The sequence below is a fragment of the Bariatricus sp. HCP28S3_D3 genome (genome assembly GCF_052065755.1).
Lineage (GTDB): Bacteria > Bacillota > Clostridia > Lachnospirales > Lachnospiraceae > Allocoprococcus.
In genome coordinates this window covers 1-24,989 of the sequence record NZ_JBQHTK010000026.1, presented here as the reverse complement: position 1 = coordinate 24,989, position 24,989 = coordinate 1, and the positions used below count along the sequence as shown (strand labels likewise).

Sequence of the window (24,989 nt, the reverse complement as noted above, 5' to 3'; positions counted from 1 at the left end):
GGTGATGAATATGGAAACAACCTATATCCAGACAGATATCAAACATGTTCGTAGATTCTTAGATGCCTGTGATGGGAACTGGCATCACTGCATCCATGTGACCTGCCCTTCCTGTAAAACTTCCGGTATATGCAGAGAATCCGGATTCCTATTTCATCCGGATGCCACAGCAGAACCGCTGATCCTCCCTCTTTCCGATGCCCGGATTTTATTTTCCTGTTATCCGGAACCGGAAGAATGTATAAGCAACATATCTGTATCTGCCTTTTTATCCTTATATCGCTCTTACCTAAATATCAGAACTGCAACCAAGTCCGACTGTCCCTGTATGGAACTCCTAAAAATGCAGGAAGAGAAAAACTATGACTGGTAAGTTGCGTTTTTACTTGTTTCTGCGTACAGAATGAATAAAGACAAGGAGGTGTGCAACATGCTTACTCTGATCATCCAAACGATTGACAAGGGCTTTACTACCCTGATTTTTATCCCTATGGTTTATATCCTGTACTGCAGATTTACTTCTTTACACAAAAAGAAAAGGCAGGCGCTCACCATCTACCGGATCTGCTTGATACTAATTGCACTGTTCCTGCTCCGATACTTTTGTAATAAGTTTATCTTCACGGCAGTTAATTACCAACGTTTTACAGACAGTGGCCTTTTTCCATTAATCAAAACCATTTTCTATCCAGAACATTCATAAAAAATGGCAGAAAGTGGTAAAAAGGGAACATTTGGGTACCTGTTTCCGTCCCTGATATATGGGAATTCATCACACTTTTACTTACAATATACGTATAGAAAACGTAATAAACTTACTAATAAAGGATAAATGTACGTATAAAAAACGTAATGCGAGGTGAATCATGATGAAGAAACAAATCATACGCTGCCCTTACTGTGGCAGCCCGGCCATTTTAAGAGATACATCTTATGTCCATGGAAAAAATGCATGGGAAGGCAAACTTTATGTATGCAGCCGCTATCCGGTCTGCAATTCCTACGTCAGCGTCCATCCCGGCACCACTCGCCCTAAAGGCACTCTGGCAAATAAATCTCTTCGTGAGAAACGGATCCGTGCACACCGAATCTTTGACCAGATCTGGAAACAGGGAATTCTGTCCAAAAAAGATGCCTACCGGTGGATGTCAGACAAATTCTGCCTCGACACCACACAGGCACATATCGGCAATTTCAGTGAGTACATGTGCGAACGACTTATAGAAGAATCAGAGAAAGTCCTTCGCTACAACCATGTACCGCTGTGCCTTGCAGGGTAAGGAGGGTGGATGACATGAAAAATAATCCTATCCCCTACAGCCAGCTCATTGAAGAAAACATGGATCTGGTGCCGCAAATGGTAAATGTCCTGACACGTAATTATTTGAATCTTTCTCTGGAGGAATATGAAGAGCTGACGCAAACCAGTTACCTGGCACTGTGCAATGCAGCTTCTAAATACGATGGACACCGTCCCTTCCGACCATATGCCAGAGCTGCTGTCCGTAATGCGATCTACGGATACTGGCGTACCGTTTACCAATATAATAAACGATTCTGTTCCTTAGATGCATTGCTGGAATCCGAGGACGGTCACTCTTATGAAAATGAGTTTCACCACAATCATACTTCCCTTTCCACGGAGCAGGAAGCGATTCAAAACCTGTCCACTGCATACCTGAAGGAACTGGAAGCGGCAAGCAGCAATATGATACAAAAAGGAATTGCCACTCTCCGTCTGCAGCAAGACGGTTACACCGATCGGGATCTTGCAATACTATATCAGGTTCCTTCCAACAGGGTAAGGGCATGGCAGAGCAAGGCGAGAAAATGGCTGAAAGAAAATGAGCTATTATATGAGCTATTAGCATCATAACAAGAAGGAGGCAGTTCTATGCTGACACTTTATACCGCCATCGGCACATTAAAATTTGTCAAAAATACAGATGGGAAATCCACTCCTATGGTTCTGAATAATCATCAGGAATTCGGACTATGCGATCACGAACTTATTCTCTGGAGCTGCCTTGCCTTCCAGATTCTGCAGATACACGAACTGGAATCTGCTTACAATGTGCGGCTTAAAAACAGCGGCAGACCGGACGGACTGGCATTTTCCCACTATCTGAACCGACTGCTTTTGCGCGGTCTGATTGCAAAAGGAGAAGGAGTGACCGGCGTAGATGCACTCTATCAGCTTTTAGGAAAACTTCACATCCTTCCGGTTCACGAAACTTTCTCCACCCGGCTATTTACCTGTATCCAGCTCTATGTAGATGGTAAAATCAAGCCCGGAGATTTTGGAAAATATCTGCGGAAAGAAAAAAACACGCCTATTGAGGAAACCGTCATAAAGCTTACAAAAGCCATTCCGCTAACCACTGCAGAACTGGTGACCTGTGTGGAGCAAAAGAAAGCTCCAACGCGGGAAGAAGATGTCCTCACACAACTCTATGATGGGACAGAATATACCTACCAGACACTGGCTGACCAGGCACAGATTCTGCATATCCAGTATCCGGTCCTGCAGGCTGTCGGCAATCTGTATCTTAATAAACAAATTTCATTCCAACGATTCTGAAAGGAGCACTATGCCAAAACCATTACTATCCAAGCTGGTTGCCCAGGCGGCAATCGGCTTTTTTTGTGTACTGTTCGGATGCATCATCGGGATGCAGACAAAAGATAAAATCCTTCTCATTATGAGCCTCGTAATCGGTGTATGTTGCCTGATTCGGTGTATCAGCCTGTACCATCTCATCCATTCCGGTTCCTACCTGACAGTGGAAGGATATTGCAGCAAACGGGAAGTTTCAGCCTTTAAGAAAACACAGCAAATTCATCTTATCGGAACCGATGACCGGGAATATCAGTTCACGACAGATAAAAGTGTAAAACTGCTTCAAGGGCACTATTACCGAATGTATTTTCGCAAATCTCCTTATAACGAGGAAGAAAGTATGGGGATCAGTGATAATTTGCTCGGATTCGAGGAGCTATCCTCGGGTTCTCCCTCAAAAGATTGATCCAGCTCTCATATACTTATCAACACAAAAGGATTGCCGTAGCAAGGTTCTTCCTTGTCTACGGCATCTTTTATATTACCAGTTAACATGGTAACACTCATATTTCATAATGTATTCTTTCATAATGTATTCTTTCATAATGTATTCTTTCATCCTGACCTACACTTAACGATATTTATGAATCAGCCTTTCCAGCGATTCTGCAAACCGTACATCATCTTCAGCGGTACGTTTCGCTGGACCTTTTATATGGTTTCTTTTTTTCGCATTTCGTGCCTTTTTTGCTAAGTGCCTCTCCATAAGCATCTGGTCAATATTTTCATTCGTATACCATCTGCCACTCTGATGTATCCCGTATGCTCCTTTTCCAAGAATCATCGCAGCAACACCATAATCCTGTGTTACCACAATGTCATCCTTCTGGCAGACGCTGACCAACTTGAAGTCTACCGCATCAGCTCCTGCTCCAACTGTCAAAACTTCGCTGTAATCAGACTGCAGAATATGATTCGTGTCACACAGTAAGATTACTGATATCTGATATTTTTTCGCAATATGCTCTACAATAGATACCACCGGACAGGCATCTGCATCTACCAAAATCCTCATGCTTTCTTCCCCTTTGTTAAATCATAGCTTTCACCAATCATCCGTTTGATATCTTCCTCCGGGACAGTTCCATCCAGAATGATAGAATTCCAGTGTGTCTTATTCATATGGTATGCAGGAACAACCGATGTAAAAGTACTTCGCCAGAAGTCCCTCCACTGCGGATCACATTTCACATTAATCCATACATGTCCATCTTTGTTATAGATTAGAGCAAATGTCTTCTTAGACCCTTTATGGCGCATCACACACCAGTTAGAATCGTGGAATGGATAATCCTCGTATACCTGCTCAAAAGAATGACAATATGTAATTACTTCTTGTTTGCTTTGCATGGTCATTTCCCTTTATCTATAATACAGCTAATTACAGTTTACCAACAGAATACAAAAAACTATATAAACTACTATCGCTTGTTTTTATCATATCATAAAAAATGAGGCTACTTTCTTTTTCCTCCGTTATAACAAAATATCTTTCTGATATAAATGCTATATAAGTATCTTTTGTTACTTTCATTTTTCTATATGCTAATAAACTTTTCAAATCTTTAGAAATACAATCAGCAATTAATTTAGCACCTTCAAAATCTGTTTCTTGATTCTTAAATGAATAATCATACGGAAGGAAAAACATAATATTTTTGTTAACAGATATCTTTTGCATTGTCTGTCTTATAACCTTTCCTTCAGGAAGCTTTAATAATCCCTGTTCGATATTTCTTAAATCCTCTTCTGTTTTTCCTCGAAAACACTTTATTATATCAAAAGCAGTTTTACTACCAGAAAATTTAGAAGGACCAATTTGTGTAACCCCTGGGCAAAGTTCTGTAACTGAATTACTCAATGTGCTTTTTGCTTCCATATATCGGGTATCTACTAATATCTTAAAATCTAACTCATAAAAAGAATTATAAATATCACTTTGTTTCTGACTTTGTTCACAATGTTTTCTTAAGATGAAGGTTTCATTTCCTTTATCCTTTTTCAATTTAGAAAAATTAACGAATTCTGTTAAATATTCTTCACAATCAATCGGATGTCCCTCTATATAATTTTTAATTATTACTGATGCAGGTAATGGTTTTATAAATAATTGCATTTTATCATATGTCATATATTTACTCTTTTCTGATTTATTATTTGTAAATTCTATTGTACTATATACTTTTGTTTTTTCATAGTTCAATATGTAGTAGATTCTCCTCCGAAACCAATATATAGCATTTCGTTCATTGACACTTACTATATCTTGTGTTACTATAATACTGTACTTGAGTTTTTGTGTTATCCCCTAAAGGGAGTCTGGACCATTCTTCCAGAACACACGTAAGTTTATGTTGGAAATTAGAGTCATTAGGATAGCCGTATTATGCGGTCACTTAATGGCTCTTTTTTTATTTATGGGAAATCTGGTATACAGGTTTCCTATTCTTTTATTCATTTTTATTATTTTAAAGCCCTAAGAGGCAGAAAGGAGAATTTTTATGTCAGCAATTATTCATGTTATGGGAAGGGTAACAAAGGATCCTGCCATGCAGCAAGGAAAGAACAACGGATCAGAGTACATCAGTCTGGATCTTGCTTCCTCTCAGAGGAGCCAGAACACACAAAATGGTCAGAATGGATACGAGTCCATGTTCTATCAATGCTATTTTAACAAGTTCCTGGCAGAGCGTCTGATCAAAGCCGGTGTAAAATCCGGAACCTGTATTTATGTCTATGGAGATCTGGAAATCCATCCATTTCTCTATCAGCAGGGACAGAAGGCTGGGCAGCCAGGAGTTGGAGCCAAAATTAATGTCAAGGACTGGCAGTTTTGCCTTTCCAACAAGCCGGAAAATGAGAATAACGGAAATTCTGGAAATCATCAAAATGGCAATAGCATGCCTAATAACAACAACGGAGGTGCGGCTACCCCAGGAAGTGGCAGTTATCAAAATCGCGCTGCTCAGGGAGGCGGCTACATGAATGGTGCTGGAAATCAAAATGCAGGTATACCAAACACCGCAGGTGCCAGAACACAGGGCAACTCTTATGCTGTTCCACCTTCTGGACCGATTGGAAACAACATGTACCAGCAGAGCTATTATCCACAACAGAACATGGCATATGGACAGCAAAGTGGCTTTACCGGGGACGGTTTTCAGGGAATCCCGGAAGGCATGGCTGACCAGCTTCCGTTTAACGGATAACTCAAAAGAAATAACAGGTTGAGGAATTGCTTACCCATCGGGCATGGCGGTTCCTCTTTTTTTGTTTACAGGAAAGGAATCATACAATGAAAGTACGAAGGAAAAAAAGTAAAGGTTTAAAAATATTAAAATCTGTTGTTCTCGTTTTGTTTCTGTCATTACTGTTTGTACCGGATAATATAAACCGCTCAGTGATTGCGGGCATTGCACTTGCAGGTATTTTAGGAAGTCTCCTCTTCCTGATTGTCCCGCGTCTTCCCCGCATCCCATCTCCGGCACTCAAACGAAAGTCAGCATATTCCTCTGGGAATCCAGACGGTATCACCGATATGGAAACTCTGCTCTGGAGACAGATCAGTTACCAGATTACAGGGAAACTGAAGTCCTCTTATCCGAATGCCACATGGGAATTTACTAAAGAACCAACTGTAGACAGTCTTCTGAATGGAAATGCCCTGCGTATTCGTACCTTCCATACGAAAGAATATAATTTTGCTGAAGTCCGGCTGGACTGTTATGGAGAACTGGTACTTTCTATGATGACGATAGAATCATTAAAGCCAAAGTCGGAACCTGCAGGCACTGATTCCATCGGTCAGGTGGATCCCCAGTCTTGGTATACCCTAATTGGCAAGCCATTACTCTCCAATCTGATTGGAGATCTGCAGGCAAGAGGACATCAAAAATTATTTATCAGCGAAAATGGAGAAATATTTATCAAAAATGGAGATTCCAAGGAAATCAAAGGTACTTTCGAGCATTTTCCGCCCCAAAACTACTGGGCAGCTCTCACAGATATTTTTATCCGTGATGAGCTGAATGCAAAAGAAAACGAAGGCACCCTGGAATTATCCTGGATGTAAAAAAGGAGGAGAAATACTATGCCAAATGGAAACCTGATCAGTAACTGGTCTTTCAAGCGAAAACTTCCGGAACCTTTTGAAGATTATACGGATGATCCCATCAGGAAGGATGTCTATTCCAAATACTGCACACAGCCTCAGAAACGTTCGACACTTCATGCGTCCACGCTCCGGGCGATTCTTGCATACATGGAACTGGAAAATCCGCCCGGTGGAACCGCTTCTGAAGAACTCGGGGCAATTGGCAGCCAGGGGAATAATTATACAATAGCGGAATATCCCAGCAAAACCGGAGATTTGCATGTGGTGATCTATAACCGGACAAACGGAAAATTCATTGCCGGTATTTATCCCAAACCAATAGATTCCGAAACAACAGCCGACCAATATCTTTTGAAGGAAGATAAGAACAGCGGAGCTGCACTTTTGTTTGCACTTCTCCCTACCATTATGCAGGATGACGAGTTTAACGAATATTATCAGGAGTTGAAAAAGCACCGTGACAATGGTTATACGGATATGGAAGAAGCCGTGAAAACTGCAGCCGTCCTTTGTGACAATATCTATCGCAGATTACGATACGGAACTTCTCTTTCTACCGGCGGGATTCCCAATGATACTCCTGCCAATGGTGCTATTCCTAAGCTCAAACCATTCGCAGTACAGCAGGGTACTTACGCTCCTACAAATACGCTCTTTGGTACTTTTCAAGTGCTGATTCCCGGTTTCACCACAAAAAGGAACACGGAATCCATTGCCAAAGAAGACTTTATCAGTAAATACGTCTTATCTGAATCACGGATACTCACTCCCCAGGAAGAACTTACTGTTCCAACGCTGGAACCATGGTATATCATACCGCCAGAGATCAAGCGGATCTGTGAACATGCAAAATTGACAACAAATACTGTTTCACCTATGCGGAATTTTCTTCTGCGGGGTCCTGCAGGAACCGGAAAAACAGAAGGTGCCAAGGCGATTGCTGCTGGCTTACATCTGCCCTACCGTTGCATTACCTGCTCTGCCAATACGGAGATATTTGATCTGCTCGGTCAGATTCTTCCGGACGTGGATGGAAAATTATCCAGCCTTCAGAGTGAATATCCATCTTTCCAGGATATCATGTTAGACCCAGCAACTGCTTATCAGAAGCTGACCGGTATTTATGACGAAGAGGTGACGGAGGATGTGGTATACAAACAGCTCATCGACACAATCTTTGATGAAATGCATGCGCATTATAAGAACCAGTCTTCCCACCAGAAGTTTAAATACGTAGATACCCCTCTTGTTGAGGCAATCCGACACGGTTATCTGGTGGAACTTCAGGAGCCGACGGTCATCGCAAACCCCGGTGTTTTAGTAGGACTCAATTCCCTTCTTGACAGATGTAACAGTGTATTTCTGCCAAACGGAGAAGTGATCAAGAGGCATCCGGATACGACCATCGTTGTTACAACCAACAATGATTATGCAGGCTGTAAACAGATGAACCAGTCTGTCATTTCCAGAATGAATCTGGTGATCGATCTGGAGGAGCCGGATGAAGAAACACTGGTACAGCGCGTTCTCGGGATCACCGGATGCAAAGATAAGAAAATGGTCCGCACTATGGCACAGATCGTCAAGGCTGTTTCCGAATACTGCAGTGAGAATCTGATCACAGACGGATGCTGCGGTGTACGTGAACTGATTTCCTGGGTGCAGTCCTATATGGTCTGTGGTGACGTCCGGGAAGCTGCACATTACACGATCCTTTCTTCGGTATCTGCTGACGCAGAAAGCCGTTCGGAAGTGGAAACCGGCTGTCTGGATTCTATTCTCGCAGCATAGGAGGGTTGGTACATTGACACAGAGAAAACCTTATAACAATTTAAAAATTACAGAAGAAGATATGCTGGATATTTTCTCCGCAAATATCCATTATCTGCGGAAACTACCACGCTGGAATCTTTCCCAGGAAACCCTGGCAAGGATTCTGCATATTCCAACAAAATCTTACCGTAAGTATGAATTAGGAAGAGGCTTTCCACCCGTATTTGTGGTCTACCATCTGGCAGTCTATTTTGGATACACCATGGAAGAGCTTTTGACTGAAAAATTATTTTAAAAAGAAAGGACGAATTAAAATTGAATAGCAACCAGAAAAAATTAAAACAGATGATTCGGGATCAGGAACTTGCCATCAGTGACAAGGAACTGTTCACCTCATCTGCTTACCAGAAATACCTGACCTCTATGGCGAAAGCGGCTACCAGCCGCTACCGTCAAGGTCTTCAGACTCTGATGGAATGGAATGCCCGGGCAGACGCAGGCATTGCACATACGGATAACTATAAAATCCATATCAATGCTGCAAATGAAATCACCCAGAGTTTTCCTTCCCGGTATCTCCGTTCCGAAAGCCTTGTCGGATTCAACGGGCATGAGACTGCGCACCTGCTGTTCTCAGATTTTACAGCCCTAGGGCTGTATCTTGGCAACATAGAAAAAGGTGCCTTCTACCCATCCAATCCTTCCTTTACGGAATTTTCCTATCAGACAAATTGTGAAGAAATACTGGAGGCTATGGATAGCAAAGATAAAGCGACCTGCCTGACTCTGGCATCCTGCGCCTCTCATATCAATAATATTTTGGAAGACATCTATATAGAGGCACGAATGTGCACTTCTCATCCGGGCACTTTCCGCCGGGGGATTGAACTGAATAACCTGCGGATGTGTGAACAAATGCCATCAATCCAGAGTCAGATTGAAAAGAAGTATTCTGATTTTGCAATCATGGCAAATCTTCTGCTTCAATACTGCAGGGCGGGAACCATCAATAACCTGTCCGGTTATAAAGGTCCTTATTTGGATTATCTGGAAGATTGCATGCCATATGTAGATGTTGCCATTTATTCAGATGAAACAAAGGACCGTTTTCACGCTTCTAATCACATTGTGGCTATTCTATGGGAATACATCAAGCCTCTGATCGAAGAGACAAAAGAACGAATGGAGCAACATTCTGCATCGGATGCAAGTCAGATGTTAGAGGAACTTTTGGGTAACCAGATTCATGGTGCCACCCCATTGCCTTCTGGCAAAGGCGGTACTATGCCAAAGCAGGCTGAAGAAGGGAAAAAGGAACAGAAAGCAAATCCCTTACCGTGTACTCCTCCTGCCATGCGTCAGGAAAGAACGCAGGCTGCCCAGGATGTTGTAGCCGAAGAAGGAAACCGGATTGCACTTGCGAAAACGAATACCATCCTTGACGAAAATAATCCAGGAATTACTTATAATCACCAGTACCTTGGCACCGGTTATGAAAAGTCTGCCAACGACTTGTTCCGGATCCTGAATGGCATCGCTACAGAGAAAGCAGAAACACAGTACCAACAGGAAATGACCGAAGAACTGCAGAAGGCAGCAAACGATATCCATTACGGAAATGCTCATACCGGAGTTCATGTTACAATCAACCGAATGGCATATGTACCGGATTCTTTAAAACAGTCATATCAGGCCGTAGCACCAATGCTTATCCGGGCGTCCAAACGCCTGCAGAAGTCTATCGCACCGCTTTTAAAAGAAGAAAGTGAGGGTGGAAAATTAAAGAACCTGCAATTTGGAAAACGTCTGGATACACGTGCAATGCACCACGAAGATGGAACCTTTTTCACCAGGACCAGGCTTCCTTCTGAAGAGCAGAAACTTGCAGTAGGACTTTTGGTAGACGAGAGTGGATCAATGAGCTGGGGAGACCGGATTACACATGCGAAAAAGACGGCCATTGTGCTTTATGATTTCTGCCAGAGCCTTCAAGTGCCCATTACTATATATGGCCATTCAACTGGTGGCAGAGGCGTAGAACTTTATTCCTATGCAGAATTTGATTCTATCGACACATCAGACCGCTACCGGCTCATGGATATGTCTGCAAGAGGTGGAAATCGTGATGGTGCTGCTCTCCGTTTTGTGGCGGAGCATCTGGCAAAACGTCCGGAAAAGCAGAAACTTCTGATTATCATTTCTGACGGACAGCCTGCAGATACCGGCTATTACGGCACTGAAGCAGAAGCCGACCTGCGTGGCATTAAAAAGGAGTATTCCAAAAAAGGGATCAAACTCTTTGCTGCAGCAATCGGAGATGATAAGGAAAATATTAAGCGAATCTATCAGGATGGCTTTCTGGATATTACAAAACTGGAAGACTTACCAAAAAACATGACGCTGTTAGTGAAACAATACCTGAAGTAGAAAGAAGGGAAAAGCTATGAATCAGAATCAACCACCACGGATCTCCGAGCAGATCTATAAAGTACAAACGGATCGCAAACTCATTGCTGTTTATGACAGGCTTAGGTATGCACCACTGACCAGTTATGCTCAAATACATGCCAAAGGTGAGTACCAGGAAAACGGTCATAATGTCAACTCCCTGATTGGAATCACGATCCAGGATTATTCCAATGGAACGGGAAATAAAAATATCATCGTCCAGTTCAATCTGGCACCGGAACAGATCCAGTTTTTCTTAACTAGGATCACTGCCGGCTTCCAGGAATTTGAATGGTCGCTGAGCAAAATATACGGAAACCCTGATGCCCAGGGCTACTCCATTGCACAGCAATTTTCTATTTCCCGGCATGTAAATGACCAGAACGGGCGGATGATGAAAAGCCCCTGGCGGATTCAGATTGTAAATGGCAAAGGCATCAAGGTCAAAAATCAGAATGGCGGCTCTTATATGAAATCCGGGAGTTTTATTTTAGAAAAGAACGCCTTTATCCAGCTAACGGACATGGACCTGTATACGTTACTAAAACGCACGGATTCTTACATTACCAACTGGGAATCCTGTATGGCACCTTCCCTTATTTCAAATGGGAAGCGGGCTTATGCAGAACAACAATCTCAAAGAATCCAACAAAACGGACAATATCAAAACCCGGCACAGGCATCGCCTTATGACGCATAAAGTTTATGGAAAGGAAGCGGCATTTGCTGCTTCTTTTCTTTTAGAAAGAAAGGTGAACATATGAAATACTCAGATATCTGCACCATAGATTCGCAGGGACGTATTGTTATTCCTGCGAAATTGCGCAGACTTTTAAAACTTGAGAATGGGAATCCCCTGGAAGTAGAATTATCCAATCAGGAAATCCGAATTCGAAAATGCAGAGAACCTCATCAGGATACCATAAAGCTCCAGAGTATTCTTTCCATTCTTTATAGTTCAATCAAACACGGAGCCTTTATCTGCACAGCCCAGTATGTCATTGCAACAACAGGGATATATCTTCCAGAAGGCACTTCCCTTCCGGAAAGACTGGAGCCTTATATCGCCTCTGGAAATGAGGTGGTTCTGGATATAAGTCAGCCTCTTTATATGCTTTCCCATCACAGGGAACCCGTAGCGGCACTGTTTCCAATCCGCAATGACAAGGAACTGCCTCTCGCTCTGGCTGTCTTATCCAAAACACCACTTAATGAGATGGAAATGGGATGTGCAAGGTTAGTGGCAAAAACACTAGAGAAAGAATTTTGTTAAAAAGGAGTGTGATCACCATGAAAAGAACAAATATCAGACCGATAAGCAACATTGATAAAAAGGCAATTACCGTGACTGGAACCTTATTCCTGCCGCTTCGAATCGGGGAACGTGCATGGATTTCTACTCAGACACATACTTTCATGACAACTGCTGTGGAACGTATTCTGGAAGTTTCCAGAAACAACATTGTTTTCGAAACCCGTAACACCCAATATAACCTGAAATATGAAAACATACCGAATGAAACTGAGGTGATGTGTGCTTGACTACTTATGAACTGGGAAGCAGCCTGGAAAAGCTGCTTTCCAAACTAAAGCAGAACCGTGAGAATGTCCCTTTGGATATCCTGAAGACCTATTATAAAGTTCCTTACGAGGAATTAATTGCACAGGTAACTCAGACAGCCACTGCCTTTGTCAAATCAATTGTAGCCGGTCAGTTACTGATCAATCCTGACGTGTCAATGGACGAGCAGATAGATGTAGTCAATCAGACGATTCAGGATTCAGGAATGATCAAACAAATCAGCCACTGTATGTCACAGACCTATGATGTGACTCTTATACATCTGATGGCTTTAGAACTACGGGAAAAAGTAGAGGCAGCCTTATATCCCTATATTGCCAGGAAAAACTGTCTCGTGGCAGATCTTGACGATATCGAAAAGGAACCAATTATCTACAATACACTCACGAAACAAGTATATGAAAATGACCACTGGATAGACCGGGAGTTGGACCTAAAAGGTAAGCTCCTGGTTTACCCCAAAACAGAAGAAAGGGATGCATTATGAAAGTTTATGTATTATGCAGTTATGGGGATTCGCTCAATGATCCGTCCATATCCACTGACTATCAGGAAATATATGAGAAAATGGAAAAAAGTTATAAGATGGTTCTTGAAGACGTTTATCAAACCGAGGAAGAAAAAGAATATACTTATATTTCAGGATACAGTGCCCGTGCTGTTATTCACGGTGACTGGTTGGAGTGGTCCATTACCGAGCTTGATCTTACGGTAGCACCCCAATATGATATCCGAAAAATACAGCAAGCTTAGAATTGTAATATTCTGTATCAAATTACTACGAGCCGCCCATCTGGACGGCTCATATATTTTAAATAAAATCACGATCACAAATAGAAAATAAATATCTCTTACAAACAAAATAAAAGCAGTATCCAAAGACGATGTTTCTAAATATACAAACAAGAATCTGTCGGGCTCTTTGCAGAACCATCACATTTGTAACCATTCTTACTTCTTCCCTCGATTGATAATCTCACCACTATCATCTATCCACTGTTCATACCATCCGGCATTGTCATACACATAAGGAGTATCTTCATTTTTCAGAAGACTTTCCGGCATTGTAATTAAAAGCATACTTAATACCACAAGAACTGTTACACCTCCAATCACATCCCACTTTTTAACATGAGTCTTTACAAAATACACAGTATATGAGATGGCAAGAGGAAGCCAACAAATAAGAGCAGTAAGCATTCCCGGACCATAAAACGGAGAGTAAATGCCGTTTTCCAACAGCATTGTTCGGGAAGAAGTTGCTCCCAACAAATGAATGATTACTTCTGCATACCCGAATAACATCACAGCAAAACTCATTTTTCTCTCATACTTGTTCGTCTGTACAAGAATAAACCAAATCAATGCCCCACCAAAGTTGGTAATCATGTCTGTAAGTTCATTCATGGGATACCGATCTCGCAAAATAGCATCCGAAGAAAGATTGTAATAATAATGGAATCCGCCTGGAATGACCCACTCTTCCCAGACATGGAATACAAGAACAATGACAGTAAAAGCCGCCAGCTTTCTGAGTATATTCCAATCTTTCCAATGTACGATTAACTGTACTGTCAATATAATGCCCATGATCAGCATACAATACAGCCATCCTTTTTCAACAAACCAAAGCCACATAAGCAAAACTCCTTAATAAGTAAAATACATCCGATAAGAAATGTTTTATCAGTTTTCAGGGATAATCGGCACATACAGGAAACTATCGTACTTTCCCCCGGTGTATATGCGGTGCCTGCCTTTATTATGGTCTTTCGGCATATTGGCGGTGTCTACCTTTGAACCGGCGAACATCTCCGAGCCTCCAATCGTATACATTTCAGGTTTATCATCCGGAAAATAAGTGTATCCCTCTTTCGGAATCGTTATTTTTGCCATTTTCAGCTTGAATGGTCCTGTCCACATTTTCTGTGTCTTATATGGAGAAACAGTAATACGCAAAATATCCCCCTTTTTGAATTTCAATCCCATTGGCCATATCAGTATATCCACAGGGACGATTTCGCCACTTTTCAGCTTTTGTTCCTGTTTCATGGACTGTCTTGGATTTTCCTCTGTACTCTTTTCTTGGTCGAGTTCACGCAGAGAGACACGAATATAACCTTTTGCCGATGTATCCATGCCCGGACCTAAGGAGTATTTATATTTCAGTCCGTTCGGACGGCGTTTTTCCAGCATTACGCACAAATCCATATCATCATGGTCAAGAGCAGAAACCCACAGCCGCAGCTTCATATAACCGGTAAGCTCTGTGTCTTCCGACATCTTCATACTAAAGCTGACACCACTTCTTTTACGGTCTGAATTATACCCTACATAACTTTCTAATGAAACCGGACATTCTCTTAGAGCATTTTCTCCGGCGTCAAGGTACAGCCTCTTATATCTGGTACGGGGAATAGGAAAATCTTCCTCCTCACGGTCAACAATGTCCTTACCACCGGGATTGAGAACGCTGACACGTACTTTCGGAGTGTTCTCCCAGCCATTATCTTCACCTTTCAGATAACGGTCAAAAAAGTATCGCAGTTCTTCGGTATGCCCTTTGTGATAATAATCATCCCATTCACCTGTATTGTGGATGCGCAGCCATTTATCTTTTGAAGAAATCCGGCGGTAGCCCTCCAGTGTTCCGTAGGTGTGGATAGGATTGGTATAGCTGGCTACAATGTAGGCCGGTATATCAATTGCTTCCAGATCAGCTTCTTTGTCCTCCCACCAACTGCATATTGTGGGCTGCTTATTCATCATGGCAATAACATCTTCAATACCACCGTTTTCCGTAGAAGCAAAGGAGTCAGACAGCATCTTGACAAACTCCGGCATCATCACACCTCCACGTGTGGCAATCTCCCGATAGCAGTCAGATAAACCTTCCCATGGAGCAATCGCTGCAAGGTGCTTCGGCTTTTGTGCGGCAACAAACCACTGGGAAATAGCAAGCCATGAATTTCCGCTCATACCGATTTTCCCATTGCACCACTGCCTACTTGCCGCCCACTCAATAATATCCGCGCCATCCCTGCCATAGTCACTACCAAAAAAGAGGATAATGCCTTCTGAATTGTACGCTCCACGCACATCAGGATTAATGATTGCATAACCGTGATTACACCAATAAGCAGGATCAGGACCTTCAAACTTTTGCAGACCCGATGTAGCATCCATAGGAATGCCGGCATGATTCGGTGTATCGTCCAGCCATTGGGAACCGATTTCTTTTCCATATGGACTCATAGCCATAATAGCCGGATGTGGTTCATCATCATTCGGACGGAAAATATCCGTATAAATTGTTACACCATCCCGCAAGGTTATTGGTACATCTCGTTCTAAAATAATGTCACAAGGCAGAGGCATATATCCTTTCAAGCGAATTGTCCCCTTTTTCAGAAGAAGAGTTTCCTGCTTGAAGCCTGTATAGCGAGCACAGGGAGAATCCACCGGCAATGCACCTCGTACTGCTACAGTCATTTCTTTTCCATTTTTATCTTGTAAAATCATCGTATTGTTCTTCATTTACTGTTCCTCCGCTTCCGGTACAAAATATTCGTATCCATTGTCCTGTTCGTATTGTTCTCCATACTTCTCATAGTAACCACGATCGGTAAATTCGTAAGGAGTGTTTTCACTGCTGAGTATCGCTTCAGGCAGATTGATTAACAAAAATCCAAGTGCCCCCGTTGCAACAATCGCAATAATCCATTGTGTAAGCTTTGGCCGATTCTCTTTTTTCTTAAACAGATGAATGGCAAGGCCAATACAGACAGGAAGGAAACCAAACAGCGAAGTAATAAGCCCTGGCGAATAAATGGTACTCATTCCATATTTGCTAAAAATCTGCATATCCTGGATTCCAATACCGATGTGCATCACCACTTCCATCGCAGAGAATAGCATGATTGCAATTCCTGCAGGCTTTTTAAATCCCCATACCCTGAGTACAACACAGCCAATGACAACTGCACCGAAGTTGGTAATCATATCGGTCAATCGGTTCATCGGATATTTGCTTAGAAGCAAAGAACCGTGATTGATGTTATAGGAATAGTGCAGTCCTCCCGGTAATACCCATTCCTCAATTACGTGCAATATCAGTACAATGACCGCCAATGTACAGAGAATATTGAGTATCGACCAGGTTTTCCTGTTTTTATAAATCAGATAGCTTAATATAACACCAATCGCTCCCATCACATACAGCCATATAGATAACCACCCTTGTATAATTGCTTCCATACCCGTCGCTCCTTTTTAATTTTATTTACGATACAATTGTAGCGGAAATAAATCTGTGATACAATTGTTTCAAACCAAGTGCTACACACAACCCAAAACTTGTAGCGAAAAAGCGGAGGAAGCATATGTATCATATCAGTAAAGATAAGCGAGCCGTTCAATCATCCGAACTTATTTATAAAGGACTGTTGGAATGTATAAAGAAAAAACCTTTTGACCAGATCACGGTGAGTGATTTGCAAAAGGTTTCCGGAGTAGCGAGAACAACGTTCTATCGGGCATTTGACAATATTTCCGATGTGCTGTATTGGAAATGCGATACTTGTTTTTATGAAGTTTTAGGAAGCTATCACCCGAAGCTGTTTCAGGGAGAACTTGATCTTGCCAGACACTATTTTGACTATTGGGTAAATCATAGTGACATATTAGAACTGTTGATGCAAATAGGCAGACAGGACATTATCTATGCCTGTCATATGAAAAATGCTGATATTTTGCAACAGCGCTTTGGAGAACTTCCTGGAATTAATATGAAACACGGCAATTATTTTATTGCTATCCGTACCGGATTTACCATCAGTATACTAACCGTCTGGCTCAAAGGCGGAAGAAAAGAAAGTGCTGATGAATTGGTGCAGATCATTGAAGAACAACTCAGTATATTGACAAAAAGTATAACAAAAAGCTAATGATACTTTTTCTTAACTTTTTTATACCTTTTTCCAAATCAATTTCTAAAAATGAATGTAATTTTTCTTATGCCTTGGTGATTACTTCTTGAACAATATTGCTCCAAAGCACTTCATCTCTATATTGAACTCGAATCAAATCTACAGTATACAAGTCGCCTATCCGGACGGCTCTTTTTATTTGTACCTGATATAGTAATCCTCAAAAGAAATATTACATTCATCTTTCGCTGTAACAAACTGATATGTTTTAACCAACGTCTTCCTTTCTTCAGCATCCTTTTGAATTTTCATGAGCAACGATGAAACCTGAAAATCATCATAAGCATGTTCAATTAGGATACTCATAAGTTCGTTTAACACTTCCTGTCTTTCGTAGTCAGATTTTAAATCTATTCTCAAAATCCCCATACGTTTCCCATCTACTGCATATTTTAAAGAAGGACAAATCTCTATTGTTCCTATCAGATAATTGGTTTCTTTGTCAAGGATGCTCCAGCGTACAAAATCCTGTACTTCATACCGCTCCAGCCAGAATTCTACACATTCTTTGAATTTTTCCAAATCTGTATAATAAAAATCATCCCCACAGCAATCTCCATTGAAAAATCTTGCCGCATCCGAATCTGAATAGCAGGAAAATAATGCCTCTGCATCTTCTCGCTTAAGTTTTCTTATAATAAAATGCTCTGTTTCATACACAGGGCAATCTATAAATGGATTCATCTTTTGTACTCCTTTCTATTCCGGGAATATCATATCCCACGTATTATTTTCCGGATGGTAACATAGGATAAAGTTCTGCATCCGATTATTCACAACTGCTCTGCAGTCATATCGATACATCAGAATACCCGCATAATGCTTCTTATCAGATTTTAGCACTTCAATATCTTTCAGTAAATGCCTGGCTCCCTCAGTATCCTCATATTTTATCATTCTGGGGATCATTTTACCGGTGCTGGTAAACCAGCAGTCTGCTGCAACCTTATGTGGCACTCCCCGAATTGCTTGCTCCTGAAGCTTTTCCTCTTCCATACCGATTGAAAATCCCATCAAATGACACCTCCTATTCTACCTTTACTTTCTTATAATCAACTGTACGTTTTTCCCGACTGATACCACCTGACATGTGATCAATCCTGCTTCCTACAAATACTGCCCGTTTTAAAGAATCCCTGCCATAACGCATCCGAATCTTATCTACAGTTGCATCCATATGCTCCAGCTTTTCATAATCCGTTGTATCAAACATATCAAGCTGCCGCATATCCATATGATCCTTAATCCTGCTGGTATGAATGCCCAGATGCCGGATTGCTTTCCCATTCCAAAGAGAATCAAAGAGCTGACATGCACAACGATGGATTTCTATCGTAATGTTGGTTGCATTATTCAATGTCATCTGATGGCTTGCATACTGAAGATCAAATGTTTTGATTCCGACGGCGATTACCTCTGCACGGACGCCTGCCGCCCGCAGTCTGGTTCCAACTGTCTCTGCCAAAGCAAGGAGAACCAGCTTGGCTGTAGATACATCTGTAACATCAAAAGCAATGGTGGTGCTGTTTCCATATCCTTTATTTGCTGGAGCTTCTGACTGAACCACAGAAACATCCATCCCGTTCGCAAATGCCCAAATCACCTCTCCATGCTTTTTCAAATGACTTTTCAGCATAATCGGATCAGACTGTGCCAGCTCACCAATCGTATGGATTCCCATATGAAACAATTTCTTTGCAGTAGCTCGCCCAACGAAGAACAGATCCGTTACCGGTAGCGACCACATTTTCATTTCAATCTCATGCTTCCATAAGGTATGGACTCGGTCAGGCTTTTGGAAATCACTTGCCATTTTCGCCAGCAGTTTATTCTCCGATATCCCGACATTCACCGTAAATCCTAATTCTTCCCTGATTTGATTCCGAATACGGTTGGCTGCAGTGACCGGTTCTCCCCACAAACTTTCGGTGCCGGTCATATCAACAAATGCCTCATCCACGCTATATTGCTCAACATCCGGAGAGTATTGCCGAAGGATCTCCATAAAAGCAGCGGAACATCTTTCATACAAACTATAATTCGGAGGAACCAATTTAAGCTGCGGACACTTTTGAAGTGCCTCCACAATACTCTCGCCGGTTTTGATATTATATTTCTTTGCCGGGATTGATTTTGCCAGGATAATTCCATGCCTCATGGCCATATCACCTCCGACAGCAGCTACTTCATCCCGCAGATCTACTTTTCCTCCTAAATGATAGAGGCGGTAAACAGCCTCCCAGGAAAGGAAGGCTGAATTCACATCAATATGAAAAATCACTTTATCCAAACTTATGTTCGCCTCCTTTTAAATTATTATATCGAACTGGTATTCTTTTTACAAGAGTGAAAATATGGAATCTACACCTCATCTGATATTTTTTACAATCATTGATGTTATAAATTCCCCGTATATACAATATATAGTTTTTGATCATTTGACATCTTCTATATATAGTGTTAAAATAATTTTGTAATCATTATTTGTGTCATCCGTAATGGATATTCACACGCAGTTTAGGTTTGTATATAAGTCAGGAGGATTTCTCTGCCATCACAGAGCAGAGCCTTCTGGCTTTTTTATTTTGCAGGAATCTGCAGCATATTAGAGAATGAACGCATTTGTGTCCATTCTCTTTTTTTGCCTAAATGCAGGAAGGAGGGAAGGACAAACGAATTATTCACAAAAATGATTGCCCAATAATTTACCAGAAGGGAGATTTTTATGAATTACAACGAATTTCAAGAAACATTACTCAAAGAACTGGAAAGCAGGCTTGATTCCCATATCAGCCTGAATCCTATCACAACGACTAAGAACAATAACACCCTGAAGCATGGAATTGAATTTTCCAATGATACATCCAATATAAGCCCTGTTTTGTATCTGGACGAATGGTATGAATTCTATCTGACCGGAAAATCTCTTTCACTGATTGCAGAAGATATTGTTGAGCTGTATCACCAGGCGGCAGATGTTTCCTTTACGGACACAGAAATGCTACTCAATTATGAAAAACTTCAAGAAAAGCTCCTCTACAAATTAGTCAATTTCAAGTCAAATCAGTCGCTACTAAAAGATGTACCGCATATTCCTTATTTGGATCTGGCAATTGTCTTTTATGTACTTTTGGACTGTAAGGATAGTAGAATGGCAACGGTTCTGATTCGAAATGAACATCTAAAGACCTGGGGAAAAGATCTAAATACCATCTTCTCAGATGCAAGAAAAAACACTCCTCGTGTCTTTCCTGCTGAACTCACACCTATGTCTGATTTTCTGCAAAATGCTTTTCCTAGCTCAAATGAGTTTATAGATTCAGACAGAGATTGTGTCATGAAATCAGAATTGTTCATACTCTCTAATGCTATAAGACAACACGGTGCTATCTGTACACTGTATGATGATCTCATGAATCAAATCGGTAAAACATTACAGGATGATTTTTTTGTCATTCCCAGCAGCGTACATGAAGTTCTGTTATTAAAAGCTTCTGATACTGACTGCATGGAATTAAACGAAATCATTCGGGAAGTCAATGAAACAATGGTCATCCCAGAAGAAATTCTTTCAGATCATGCATACTTTTATTCTCGGGATCGTAAGGAACTCCTGTGTGCTTAACCAAAAATGCCATAAAATAACACCGAGCCGCCTGATTAAATTCAGACGGCTCCTTTTACATTAAAAATAAACTCTGTTGTTCATAGTCCTGCCTTCGTGCCAACTGTGGCGGCTTTTTATGCAGTGCATATTCCAAAAACGTGTCTTCATATACCCAATCTTCCAATTCGGATCTTTCCAGAATCAACGGCATCCGATGATGCACAGGACTGACCGATTCATTTGCCTGGGTAGTTAAGATAATGAAATGGTCTTCATCCTGAAAGCGATTGTAAAAACCCGCCATGAATAAGACCGGCTGATTTTCTCTCAGGAAAGTAACTTTATTCTTATCCGGATCCCATTCATAAAACTGCTTTGCCGGAATGATACAGCGTCTGTGCATCACACTATCCCGGAACGACTTTCTTTCCAGAGCTGTTTCTGCTCTTGCATTAATCAGCAGCCCTTTTTTCTGATATTGCGGAAAGCCCCATAACATTTCTTCTGCCAGAAGATGTGGTTTCCTTCCGGTGATCACAGTTGCAGACTGAGAGGGATAAATATCACCCCTGCGCTCTCTTCTCAGTTTCTCATCCACCTCCCGGACCACTTTTTCTATTTCTCTGGCTGTATCATCATCCACATAATATCGTCCACACATTCCAATCTCTCCTCGTTTCGCAAGATCACTGATAGAAAAAGACAGCACAAAATGCTGCCTTATCCTCTATGAATTTCTCTTTATCCAGCGTTTTATTATGTATTCCCAATCCATACCATCCTGAAGCACACGAAGAATTGTAACCGTTGCAGTTCTTTCATCAATAGTATAAAACAGCAAATGATTACTTTGTGGCTTCATATAGATATTGTAACCTCGATACTGAAACCCTGTCGTTTCATATCCTGTCGGAAATACTTTTAATTGCATTGCTGCTGCTTTTATCTTTTGCGAAAAGCTTTCTGCATATTCACGATATTTGAAATGCTGGAGAATATATTTCTTTTTCTCTTTCACATCACGCTTACCGCTTTCAGCAATTACAACACGGTATTTCTTATTTTCCATTTGCGTTCCTTATACTGCGTCGATTTCCTCCCAGGCTTCCTCGATGGTCTGCACTCTGCCATTTTCCATATCGTCAATCGCCTCGTCCAGCTTTGCCAGCAGAACATCCATTGCATGATCAATTGTATAAGTTGCTTCTTGAGATTTTGTAGCCTGTGCCAATGCCATAACCATCACCCTTTCTCCACGGAAAATCTTTACTATCTTTATCATACTACTATCTGATGGAAATATCCATTTCTTTTTCATTTGGGATTCATGCACAACATTCAACCCTATTCTTATTTCTTTTGTATTGTACAATGTAAAGTAATTTCATATTAGGATCACTGAACTGTCTTTTAATCCCAGTTATATAATACTGATAATCCCTGCTAAAAAATCTGCCTTGAAGCCCCACTAATTGTTCTGCAATCTTTTCTGTTTCTTCAGAAATCAACGGATAGTTTTCGTATTTACCAGTCTTCAATGATTTTTTATGAATCTTTCTAACAACTATCTCGGAGGGTTTCAGATCATAAATATCACGCATTCTTAATCCGGTTTCTGCAGCAATCCGCAGAAATAAGATGCTTCCCAAATCATGTTGCTCATACAATTTTTGTAAAGCCACCATATATTGTTCTTTGATCTCTTGATCCGATAGCGGTATTCTCTTATTCAACAGCCTGTTTCCACATGATTTTCTGTAATTATTGTAGTACATTCACATTTTCCTCCGCTCGTTTCAACGGTTTCAAAAGAGACTCTGCATTACTGATAAACTGTTCCTTTGATTGATCCGCTATATAGATTTCCCATAATTGTTTATGTATCACTCTTACAGTAATTCCATTGCACTGATTCTCTAACATCTTCAGAAATGGAAAAATCATCGTTTTTTGAATATCCTTCCCTTCAAGTACATGATGTTCCTCCTGTCCGTACACCTCATATAGACATTCCAATATAATATTCATATCTGTCACAAACTTTATCATTGGTTTTTCATACTTCCTTTTCTGCACGGCTGCCATCTGAAACTCCTTTCACATCCGGACGGTTAATCCATCAAGCCTTTTCAGCGGCAGTCCCACCAGATACCAGTCTTCATCCATTTCAATCCGGACCGGCACCCAGACATCATTAATTTTTACTTCAAAACATTCTCCACAATGCAGACCGCCATAATATGATTCCATTCCAAATCGGATATCATAACGTCCACTTTCCTTGTCATAAAAAAGATTACCTTCTCGTTTCTCGCTCATTCTATTATTCCTCCTGAAAAATTATCTTTTATACTTAGTAATAGTGACGTTAATCTGATGATTGCAAAATCTCAGGATGTTTTTCTAAATATTTTTTTCGATAGCGATAAAACGTCGTGTGGGATAATCCTAATTCTTTCCGAAGCTCTGTCGGTGTAATCTCTCCGGCAATTACTTTTGAAAATGCTGCATCAAACTTATCTTCTCCGATTGCTGCAGGTCTTCCATAATCATCCCATTCTCCTCGGAGCTTCTTCATTTCTATGCCTTCTCTCTAGCGCTTTTCTTTTTTCTCAATTTCTGCCTGTGCCATAGAAGCATAAAGTTCCAGCATCATATTATTGATGGTTTCCATCATAAGACAAGCCATGGTGTTATCCATTTTTGACATATCCATCAATGTAGTCGGCAACTCCAGAACCATTAGCCGCACGCCCATTTCCTGCAGTTGTCGAATCTGCTCCATGGTATCCTTCTTATTCCTGCCCAACCGGTCCAATTCCGTAATAATCAAAATATCTCCTGACCGCAGAACATCTTCTACCAGCACAGTGTATCTTGGTCTGTTGAAATTCTTTCCTGTCTGCTGATCCGTAAAGATATTTTTCAGCTCCATTTCGTGTTCCTTACAGAATTGCCGTATCTCCTGAATTCCTCTGTCAAGATGCTGGTCCCTAGTGCTGGTCCTGTGATAACCATATACAGCCATTTTGCACTCTCCCTTCTGCAAATGTTCCAAAATGTAGGCATTTCTTCTGGAATATTCCAAAAGGAATTATCCATACATTTCGGTACAAAATTCACGTCTCTTTTTCCATATTCCAAATTGTGTACTTTTTGAAATATGCTTAACTATTCTGTATGTAATAGGAAAGGAAAACGCAACCTCTAAGCAAAATAATATCCCTGACTCTAGGATTTAGATTTCAATTTACCCAACAAATTTGTATCCACTGTTTATCACTGTCTCTATATAACCGTTTCCAATTTTTCTTCGAATCTGGCTGATCACATTTGCCACAGCACTTCCGCAATATTCCTGATCTTCTTTCCAGACAGCTTCATAAATCTGTTCTTTTGAAATCACCCATCCAGGATGTAATGCCAGATAAGAAAGGGTCTGAAACTCTAAATGAGAAAGAGAAATAAATCTACCATTTTGGAAAATCATCTGTTTCTGAAGATGAATTTCCAACTGAGAGAAAGTAAGTATATTGGGATCATGAGTCATTGTAGCGGATTCTGCATTTGGCAATGAAACCAGAACAGTCTCTGTAATATTCCCCGACTTTCCAATCTTCCTCATTACAATCTCTATCATTTCTTTCAACACCACCACCCACTATTTCACTTCAAATCATGTGATATCCCTAAGGTTCTATTTCAACAAAAATTTAAAAAAGTTATTGTATCTATTCATCAATAAATAACTAAGACTTCCCATACCCAAAATGGGCTTCGTACCTTGAAAACTCAATATTTCAGCTAACAAAATAGCGATTTATGCTTTAGCTGCCCACGAATCAAGTGCATTTTGC

At 41.0% G+C, this 24,989-nt stretch carries 35 protein-coding genes; 17 read left to right on the top strand and 18 right to left on the bottom strand.

Features of this window, described 5'->3' with window-relative positions:
- Positions 1 to 10: 10 nt before the first annotated feature.
- From ACTNB3_RS13710 to ACTNB3_RS13690, 5 genes are all read left to right on the top strand, one after another.
- On the top strand, positions 11 to 373 hold the full coding sequence (locus ACTNB3_RS13710) for a hypothetical protein (RefSeq protein WP_154322148.1): 363 nt from the start codon (positions 11 to 13) through the stop codon (positions 371 to 373).
- 493 nt (positions 374 to 866) lie between these two features.
- Positions 867 to 1,280 (top strand): zinc-finger-containing protein, encoded by a 414-nt coding sequence (locus ACTNB3_RS13705; RefSeq protein ID WP_441026300.1) that lies wholly within the window; start codon positions 867 to 869, stop codon positions 1,278 to 1,280.
- Between the two features lie 14 nt (positions 1,281 to 1,294).
- Positions 1,295 to 1,876 carry a sigma-70 family RNA polymerase sigma factor gene (locus ACTNB3_RS13700; protein WP_441026298.1) on the top strand — a complete coding sequence of 194 codons (582 nt, stop codon included), beginning with the start codon at positions 1,295 to 1,297 and terminating at the stop codon, positions 1,874 to 1,876.
- Positions 1,877 to 1,894: 18 nt separating this feature from the next.
- A complete protein-coding gene (locus tag ACTNB3_RS13695) occupies positions 1,895 to 2,581 on the top strand; it encodes a cell division protein (protein WP_427738651.1) in 687 nt (228 codons plus the stop codon).
- Positions 2,582 to 2,591: 10 nt separating this feature from the next.
- Complete coding sequence (locus ACTNB3_RS13690) at positions 2,592 to 3,026, top strand: hypothetical protein (RefSeq protein ID WP_320813111.1); 435 nt, start codon at positions 2,592 to 2,594, stop codon at positions 3,024 to 3,026.
- Between the two features lie 165 nt (positions 3,027 to 3,191).
- Here the strand turns inward: ACTNB3_RS13690 and ACTNB3_RS13685 are convergent, their stop codons facing one another.
- From ACTNB3_RS13685 to ACTNB3_RS13675, 3 genes are read right to left on the bottom strand one after another with little or no spacing between them, the layout of a single operon-like run.
- Positions 3,192 to 3,635 carry a YaiI/YqxD family protein gene (locus ACTNB3_RS13685; RefSeq protein ID WP_320813110.1) on the bottom strand — a complete coding sequence of 148 codons (444 nt, stop codon included), beginning with the start codon at positions 3,633 to 3,635 and terminating at the stop codon, positions 3,192 to 3,194.
- Positions 3,632 to 3,970 carry an MmcQ/YjbR family DNA-binding protein gene (locus tag ACTNB3_RS13680; protein WP_320813109.1) on the bottom strand — a complete coding sequence of 113 codons (339 nt, stop codon included), beginning with the start codon at positions 3,968 to 3,970 and terminating at the stop codon, positions 3,632 to 3,634. The genes ACTNB3_RS13685 and ACTNB3_RS13680 overlap by 4 nt, the downstream gene beginning before the upstream one ends.
- A 31-nt stretch (positions 3,971 to 4,001) precedes the next feature.
- Positions 4,002 to 4,823, bottom strand: coding sequence for a hypothetical protein (locus ACTNB3_RS13675; RefSeq protein ID WP_320813108.1), 822 nt, complete (start codon positions 4,821 to 4,823; stop codon positions 4,002 to 4,004).
- A 298-nt stretch (positions 4,824 to 5,121) separates the two neighbouring features.
- Between ACTNB3_RS13675 and ACTNB3_RS13670 the strand changes: the two genes are divergently transcribed.
- From ACTNB3_RS13670 to ACTNB3_RS13625, 10 genes are all read left to right on the top strand, one after another.
- A complete protein-coding gene (locus ACTNB3_RS13670) occupies positions 5,122 to 5,829 on the top strand; it encodes a single-stranded DNA-binding protein (RefSeq protein ID WP_427738650.1) in 708 nt (235 codons plus the stop codon).
- Positions 5,830 to 5,915: 86 nt separating this feature from the next.
- The gene (locus ACTNB3_RS13665) at positions 5,916 to 6,692 is read left to right on the top strand and encodes a hypothetical protein (RefSeq protein WP_427738649.1); all 777 of its coding nucleotides are present in this window, start codon (positions 5,916 to 5,918) and stop codon (positions 6,690 to 6,692) included.
- Positions 6,693 to 6,710: 18 nt separating this feature from the next.
- Positions 6,711 to 8,525, top strand: a complete 1,815-nt coding sequence (locus ACTNB3_RS13660; RefSeq protein WP_427738648.1) for an AAA family ATPase — start codon at positions 6,711 to 6,713, stop codon at positions 8,523 to 8,525.
- A 13-nt stretch (positions 8,526 to 8,538) separates the two neighbouring features.
- Positions 8,539 to 8,802 carry a helix-turn-helix domain-containing protein gene (locus ACTNB3_RS13655; RefSeq protein WP_441026296.1) on the top strand — a complete coding sequence of 88 codons (264 nt, stop codon included), beginning with the start codon at positions 8,539 to 8,541 and terminating at the stop codon, positions 8,800 to 8,802.
- Positions 8,803 to 8,822: 20 nt separating this feature from the next.
- Positions 8,823 to 10,934, top strand: coding sequence for a vWA domain-containing protein (locus tag ACTNB3_RS13650; protein ID WP_427738646.1), 2,112 nt, complete (start codon positions 8,823 to 8,825; stop codon positions 10,932 to 10,934).
- 16 nt (positions 10,935 to 10,950) lie between these two features.
- Complete coding sequence (locus ACTNB3_RS13645; RefSeq protein ID WP_427738645.1) at positions 10,951 to 11,655, top strand: hypothetical protein; 705 nt, start codon at positions 10,951 to 10,953, stop codon at positions 11,653 to 11,655.
- A 60-nt stretch (positions 11,656 to 11,715) separates the two neighbouring features.
- Positions 11,716 to 12,228, top strand: a complete 513-nt coding sequence (locus ACTNB3_RS13640) for an AbrB/MazE/SpoVT family DNA-binding domain-containing protein (protein WP_320813692.1) — start codon at positions 11,716 to 11,718, stop codon at positions 12,226 to 12,228.
- 17 nt (positions 12,229 to 12,245) lie between these two features.
- A complete protein-coding gene (locus tag ACTNB3_RS13635) occupies positions 12,246 to 12,497 on the top strand; it encodes a hypothetical protein (RefSeq protein WP_320813691.1) in 252 nt (83 codons plus the stop codon).
- Entirely contained in the window at positions 12,488 to 13,024 is a 537-nt protein-coding gene (locus ACTNB3_RS13630; protein WP_320813690.1) for a hypothetical protein, read from the top strand. The genes ACTNB3_RS13635 and ACTNB3_RS13630 overlap by 10 nt, the downstream gene beginning before the upstream one ends.
- Positions 13,021 to 13,290 carry a hypothetical protein gene (locus tag ACTNB3_RS13625; RefSeq protein ID WP_320813689.1) on the top strand — a complete coding sequence of 90 codons (270 nt, stop codon included), beginning with the start codon at positions 13,021 to 13,023 and terminating at the stop codon, positions 13,288 to 13,290. The genes ACTNB3_RS13630 and ACTNB3_RS13625 overlap by 4 nt, the downstream gene beginning before the upstream one ends.
- A 198-nt stretch (positions 13,291 to 13,488) precedes the next feature.
- Here the strand turns inward: ACTNB3_RS13625 and ACTNB3_RS13620 are convergent, their stop codons facing one another.
- Genes ACTNB3_RS13620 through ACTNB3_RS13610 form a run of 3 tightly spaced genes read right to left on the bottom strand, consistent with a single transcriptional unit; the run spans position 13,489 to position 16,794 of the window.
- Positions 13,489 to 14,175: an HXXEE domain-containing protein gene (locus ACTNB3_RS13620; RefSeq protein ID WP_320813688.1), complete on the bottom strand. Its 687-nt coding sequence runs from the start codon at positions 14,173 to 14,175 to the stop codon at positions 13,489 to 13,491.
- A 48-nt stretch (positions 14,176 to 14,223) separates the two neighbouring features.
- Positions 14,224 to 16,074, bottom strand: a complete 1,851-nt coding sequence (locus tag ACTNB3_RS13615; protein WP_320813687.1) for a CocE/NonD family hydrolase — start codon at positions 16,072 to 16,074, stop codon at positions 14,224 to 14,226.
- A complete protein-coding gene (locus ACTNB3_RS13610) occupies positions 16,075 to 16,794 on the bottom strand; it encodes an HXXEE domain-containing protein (RefSeq protein WP_320813686.1) in 720 nt (239 codons plus the stop codon).
- Positions 16,795 to 16,919: 125 nt separating this feature from the next.
- Here ACTNB3_RS13610 and ACTNB3_RS13605 point away from each other — a divergent pair, with 125 nt between their 5' ends.
- A complete protein-coding gene (locus ACTNB3_RS13605) occupies positions 16,920 to 17,483 on the top strand; it encodes a TetR/AcrR family transcriptional regulator (protein ID WP_427738644.1) in 564 nt (187 codons plus the stop codon).
- A gap of 177 nt (positions 17,484 to 17,660) precedes the next feature.
- On the opposite strand, the gene ACTNB3_RS13600 is transcribed toward ACTNB3_RS13605, so the two are convergent.
- The 3 genes from ACTNB3_RS13600 to ACTNB3_RS13590 are packed head-to-tail and all read right to left on the bottom strand — an operon-like array spanning position 17,661 to position 19,821.
- Positions 17,661 to 18,209 (bottom strand): GNAT family N-acetyltransferase, encoded by a 549-nt coding sequence (locus tag ACTNB3_RS13600; protein WP_320813684.1) that lies wholly within the window; start codon positions 18,207 to 18,209, stop codon positions 17,661 to 17,663.
- A 15-nt stretch (positions 18,210 to 18,224) separates the two neighbouring features.
- Entirely contained in the window at positions 18,225 to 18,539 is a 315-nt protein-coding gene (locus tag ACTNB3_RS13595; protein ID WP_427738642.1) for a hypothetical protein, read from the bottom strand.
- A gap of 13 nt (positions 18,540 to 18,552) precedes the next feature.
- A complete protein-coding gene (locus tag ACTNB3_RS13590; protein WP_427738672.1) occupies positions 18,553 to 19,821 on the bottom strand; it encodes a DNA polymerase Y family protein in 1,269 nt (422 codons plus the stop codon).
- Between the two features lie 429 nt (positions 19,822 to 20,250).
- On the opposite strand from ACTNB3_RS13590, the gene ACTNB3_RS13585 reads away from it, so the two are divergent.
- On the top strand, positions 20,251 to 21,150 hold the full coding sequence (locus tag ACTNB3_RS13585; RefSeq protein WP_347375395.1) for a DUF5688 family protein: 900 nt from the start codon (positions 20,251 to 20,253) through the stop codon (positions 21,148 to 21,150).
- 55 nt (positions 21,151 to 21,205) lie between these two features.
- Here ACTNB3_RS13585 and ACTNB3_RS13580 read toward each other — a convergent pair whose 3' ends face one another.
- The 9 genes from ACTNB3_RS13580 to ACTNB3_RS13540 form a co-directional block, all read right to left on the bottom strand.
- Positions 21,206 to 21,793, bottom strand: a complete 588-nt coding sequence (locus ACTNB3_RS13580; protein ID WP_235251282.1) for an SOS response-associated peptidase — start codon at positions 21,791 to 21,793, stop codon at positions 21,206 to 21,208.
- Positions 21,794 to 21,859: 66 nt separating this feature from the next.
- A complete protein-coding gene (locus ACTNB3_RS13575; protein WP_235251281.1) occupies positions 21,860 to 22,201 on the bottom strand; it encodes a type II toxin-antitoxin system RelE/ParE family toxin in 342 nt (113 codons plus the stop codon).
- A gap of 9 nt (positions 22,202 to 22,210) precedes the next feature.
- Positions 22,211 to 22,414 carry a hypothetical protein gene (locus tag ACTNB3_RS13570; protein ID WP_235251279.1) on the bottom strand — a complete coding sequence of 68 codons (204 nt, stop codon included), beginning with the start codon at positions 22,412 to 22,414 and terminating at the stop codon, positions 22,211 to 22,213.
- Between the two features lie 43 nt (positions 22,415 to 22,457).
- A complete protein-coding gene (locus ACTNB3_RS13565; RefSeq protein ID WP_235251278.1) occupies positions 22,458 to 22,907 on the bottom strand; it encodes a hypothetical protein in 450 nt (149 codons plus the stop codon).
- On the bottom strand, positions 22,894 to 23,217 hold the full coding sequence (locus tag ACTNB3_RS13560; protein ID WP_235251277.1) for a hypothetical protein: 324 nt from the start codon (positions 23,215 to 23,217) through the stop codon (positions 22,894 to 22,896). Before ACTNB3_RS13560 ends, ACTNB3_RS13565 begins: the two co-directional genes overlap by 14 nt.
- A 12-nt stretch (positions 23,218 to 23,229) precedes the next feature.
- The gene (locus ACTNB3_RS13555; protein ID WP_154322120.1) at positions 23,230 to 23,451 is read right to left on the bottom strand and encodes a DUF5348 domain-containing protein; all 222 of its coding nucleotides are present in this window, start codon (positions 23,449 to 23,451) and stop codon (positions 23,230 to 23,232) included.
- A 49-nt stretch (positions 23,452 to 23,500) separates the two neighbouring features.
- Positions 23,501 to 23,710: a hypothetical protein gene (locus tag ACTNB3_RS13550; RefSeq protein ID WP_331472910.1), complete on the bottom strand. Its 210-nt coding sequence runs from the start codon at positions 23,708 to 23,710 to the stop codon at positions 23,501 to 23,503.
- Between the two features lie 15 nt (positions 23,711 to 23,725).
- The gene (locus ACTNB3_RS13545) at positions 23,726 to 24,160 is read right to left on the bottom strand and encodes a recombinase family protein (protein ID WP_331472909.1); all 435 of its coding nucleotides are present in this window, start codon (positions 24,158 to 24,160) and stop codon (positions 23,726 to 23,728) included.
- Positions 24,161 to 24,382: 222 nt separating this feature from the next.
- Positions 24,383 to 24,772 carry a winged helix-turn-helix domain-containing protein gene (locus tag ACTNB3_RS13540; RefSeq protein ID WP_235250839.1) on the bottom strand — a complete coding sequence of 130 codons (390 nt, stop codon included), beginning with the start codon at positions 24,770 to 24,772 and terminating at the stop codon, positions 24,383 to 24,385.
- Positions 24,773 to 24,989: the final 217 nt, after the last annotated feature.

Coding starts and splice junctions, on each gene's coding strand:
- ACTNB3_RS13710 (WP_154322148.1), top strand. CDS start 11: ATGGAAACAACCTATATCCAGACAGATATCAAACATGTTCGTAGATTC.
- ACTNB3_RS13705 (WP_441026300.1), top strand. CDS start 867: ATGATGAAGAAACAAATCATACGCTGCCCTTACTGTGGCAGCCCGGCC.
- ACTNB3_RS13700 (WP_441026298.1), top strand. CDS start 1,295: ATGAAAAATAATCCTATCCCCTACAGCCAGCTCATTGAAGAAAACATG.
- ACTNB3_RS13695 (WP_427738651.1), top strand. CDS start 1,895: ATGCTGACACTTTATACCGCCATCGGCACATTAAAATTTGTCAAAAAT.
- ACTNB3_RS13690 (WP_320813111.1), top strand. CDS start 2,592: ATGCCAAAACCATTACTATCCAAGCTGGTTGCCCAGGCGGCAATCGGC.
- ACTNB3_RS13685 (WP_320813110.1), bottom strand. CDS start 3,635: ATGAGGATTTTGGTAGATGCAGATGCCTGTCCGGTGGTATCTATTGTA.
- ACTNB3_RS13680 (WP_320813109.1), bottom strand. CDS start 3,970: ATGCAAAGCAAACAAGAAGTAATTACATATTGTCATTCTTTTGAGCAG.
- ACTNB3_RS13670 (WP_427738650.1), top strand. CDS start 5,122: ATGTCAGCAATTATTCATGTTATGGGAAGGGTAACAAAGGATCCTGCC.
- ACTNB3_RS13665 (WP_427738649.1), top strand. CDS start 5,916: ATGAAAGTACGAAGGAAAAAAAGTAAAGGTTTAAAAATATTAAAATCT.
- ACTNB3_RS13660 (WP_427738648.1), top strand. CDS start 6,711: ATGCCAAATGGAAACCTGATCAGTAACTGGTCTTTCAAGCGAAAACTT.
- ACTNB3_RS13645 (WP_427738645.1), top strand. CDS start 10,951: ATGAATCAGAATCAACCACCACGGATCTCCGAGCAGATCTATAAAGTA.
- ACTNB3_RS13640 (WP_320813692.1), top strand. CDS start 11,716: ATGAAATACTCAGATATCTGCACCATAGATTCGCAGGGACGTATTGTT.
- ACTNB3_RS13635 (WP_320813691.1), top strand. CDS start 12,246: ATGAAAAGAACAAATATCAGACCGATAAGCAACATTGATAAAAAGGCA.
- ACTNB3_RS13625 (WP_320813689.1), top strand. CDS start 13,021: ATGAAAGTTTATGTATTATGCAGTTATGGGGATTCGCTCAATGATCCG.
- ACTNB3_RS13620 (WP_320813688.1), bottom strand. CDS start 14,175: ATGTGGCTTTGGTTTGTTGAAAAAGGATGGCTGTATTGTATGCTGATC.
- ACTNB3_RS13615 (WP_320813687.1), bottom strand. CDS start 16,074: ATGAAGAACAATACGATGATTTTACAAGATAAAAATGGAAAAGAAATG.
- ACTNB3_RS13610 (WP_320813686.1), bottom strand. CDS start 16,794: ATGGAAGCAATTATACAAGGGTGGTTATCTATATGGCTGTATGTGATG.
- ACTNB3_RS13605 (WP_427738644.1), top strand. CDS start 16,920: ATGTATCATATCAGTAAAGATAAGCGAGCCGTTCAATCATCCGAACTT.
- ACTNB3_RS13600 (WP_320813684.1), bottom strand. CDS start 18,209: ATGAATCCATTTATAGATTGCCCTGTGTATGAAACAGAGCATTTTATT.
- ACTNB3_RS13595 (WP_427738642.1), bottom strand. CDS start 18,539: ATGGGATTTTCAATCGGTATGGAAGAGGAAAAGCTTCAGGAGCAAGCA.
- ACTNB3_RS13585 (WP_347375395.1), top strand. CDS start 20,251: ATGAATTACAACGAATTTCAAGAAACATTACTCAAAGAACTGGAAAGC.
- ACTNB3_RS13580 (WP_235251282.1), bottom strand. CDS start 21,793: ATGTGTGGACGATATTATGTGGATGATGATACAGCCAGAGAAATAGAA.
- ACTNB3_RS13575 (WP_235251281.1), bottom strand. CDS start 22,201: ATGGAAAATAAGAAATACCGTGTTGTAATTGCTGAAAGCGGTAAGCGT.
- ACTNB3_RS13570 (WP_235251279.1), bottom strand. CDS start 22,414: ATGATAAAGATAGTAAAGATTTTCCGTGGAGAAAGGGTGATGGTTATG.
- ACTNB3_RS13565 (WP_235251278.1), bottom strand. CDS start 22,907: ATGTACTACAATAATTACAGAAAATCATGTGGAAACAGGCTGTTGAAT.
- ACTNB3_RS13560 (WP_235251277.1), bottom strand. CDS start 23,217: ATGGCAGCCGTGCAGAAAAGGAAGTATGAAAAACCAATGATAAAGTTT.
- ACTNB3_RS13555 (WP_154322120.1), bottom strand. CDS start 23,451: ATGAGCGAGAAACGAGAAGGTAATCTTTTTTATGACAAGGAAAGTGGA.
- ACTNB3_RS13550 (WP_331472910.1), bottom strand. CDS start 23,710: ATGAAGAAGCTCCGAGGAGAATGGGATGATTATGGAAGACCTGCAGCA.
- ACTNB3_RS13545 (WP_331472909.1), bottom strand. CDS start 24,160: ATGGCTGTATATGGTTATCACAGGACCAGCACTAGGGACCAGCATCTT.
- ACTNB3_RS13540 (WP_235250839.1), bottom strand. CDS start 24,772: ATGATAGAGATTGTAATGAGGAAGATTGGAAAGTCGGGGAATATTACA.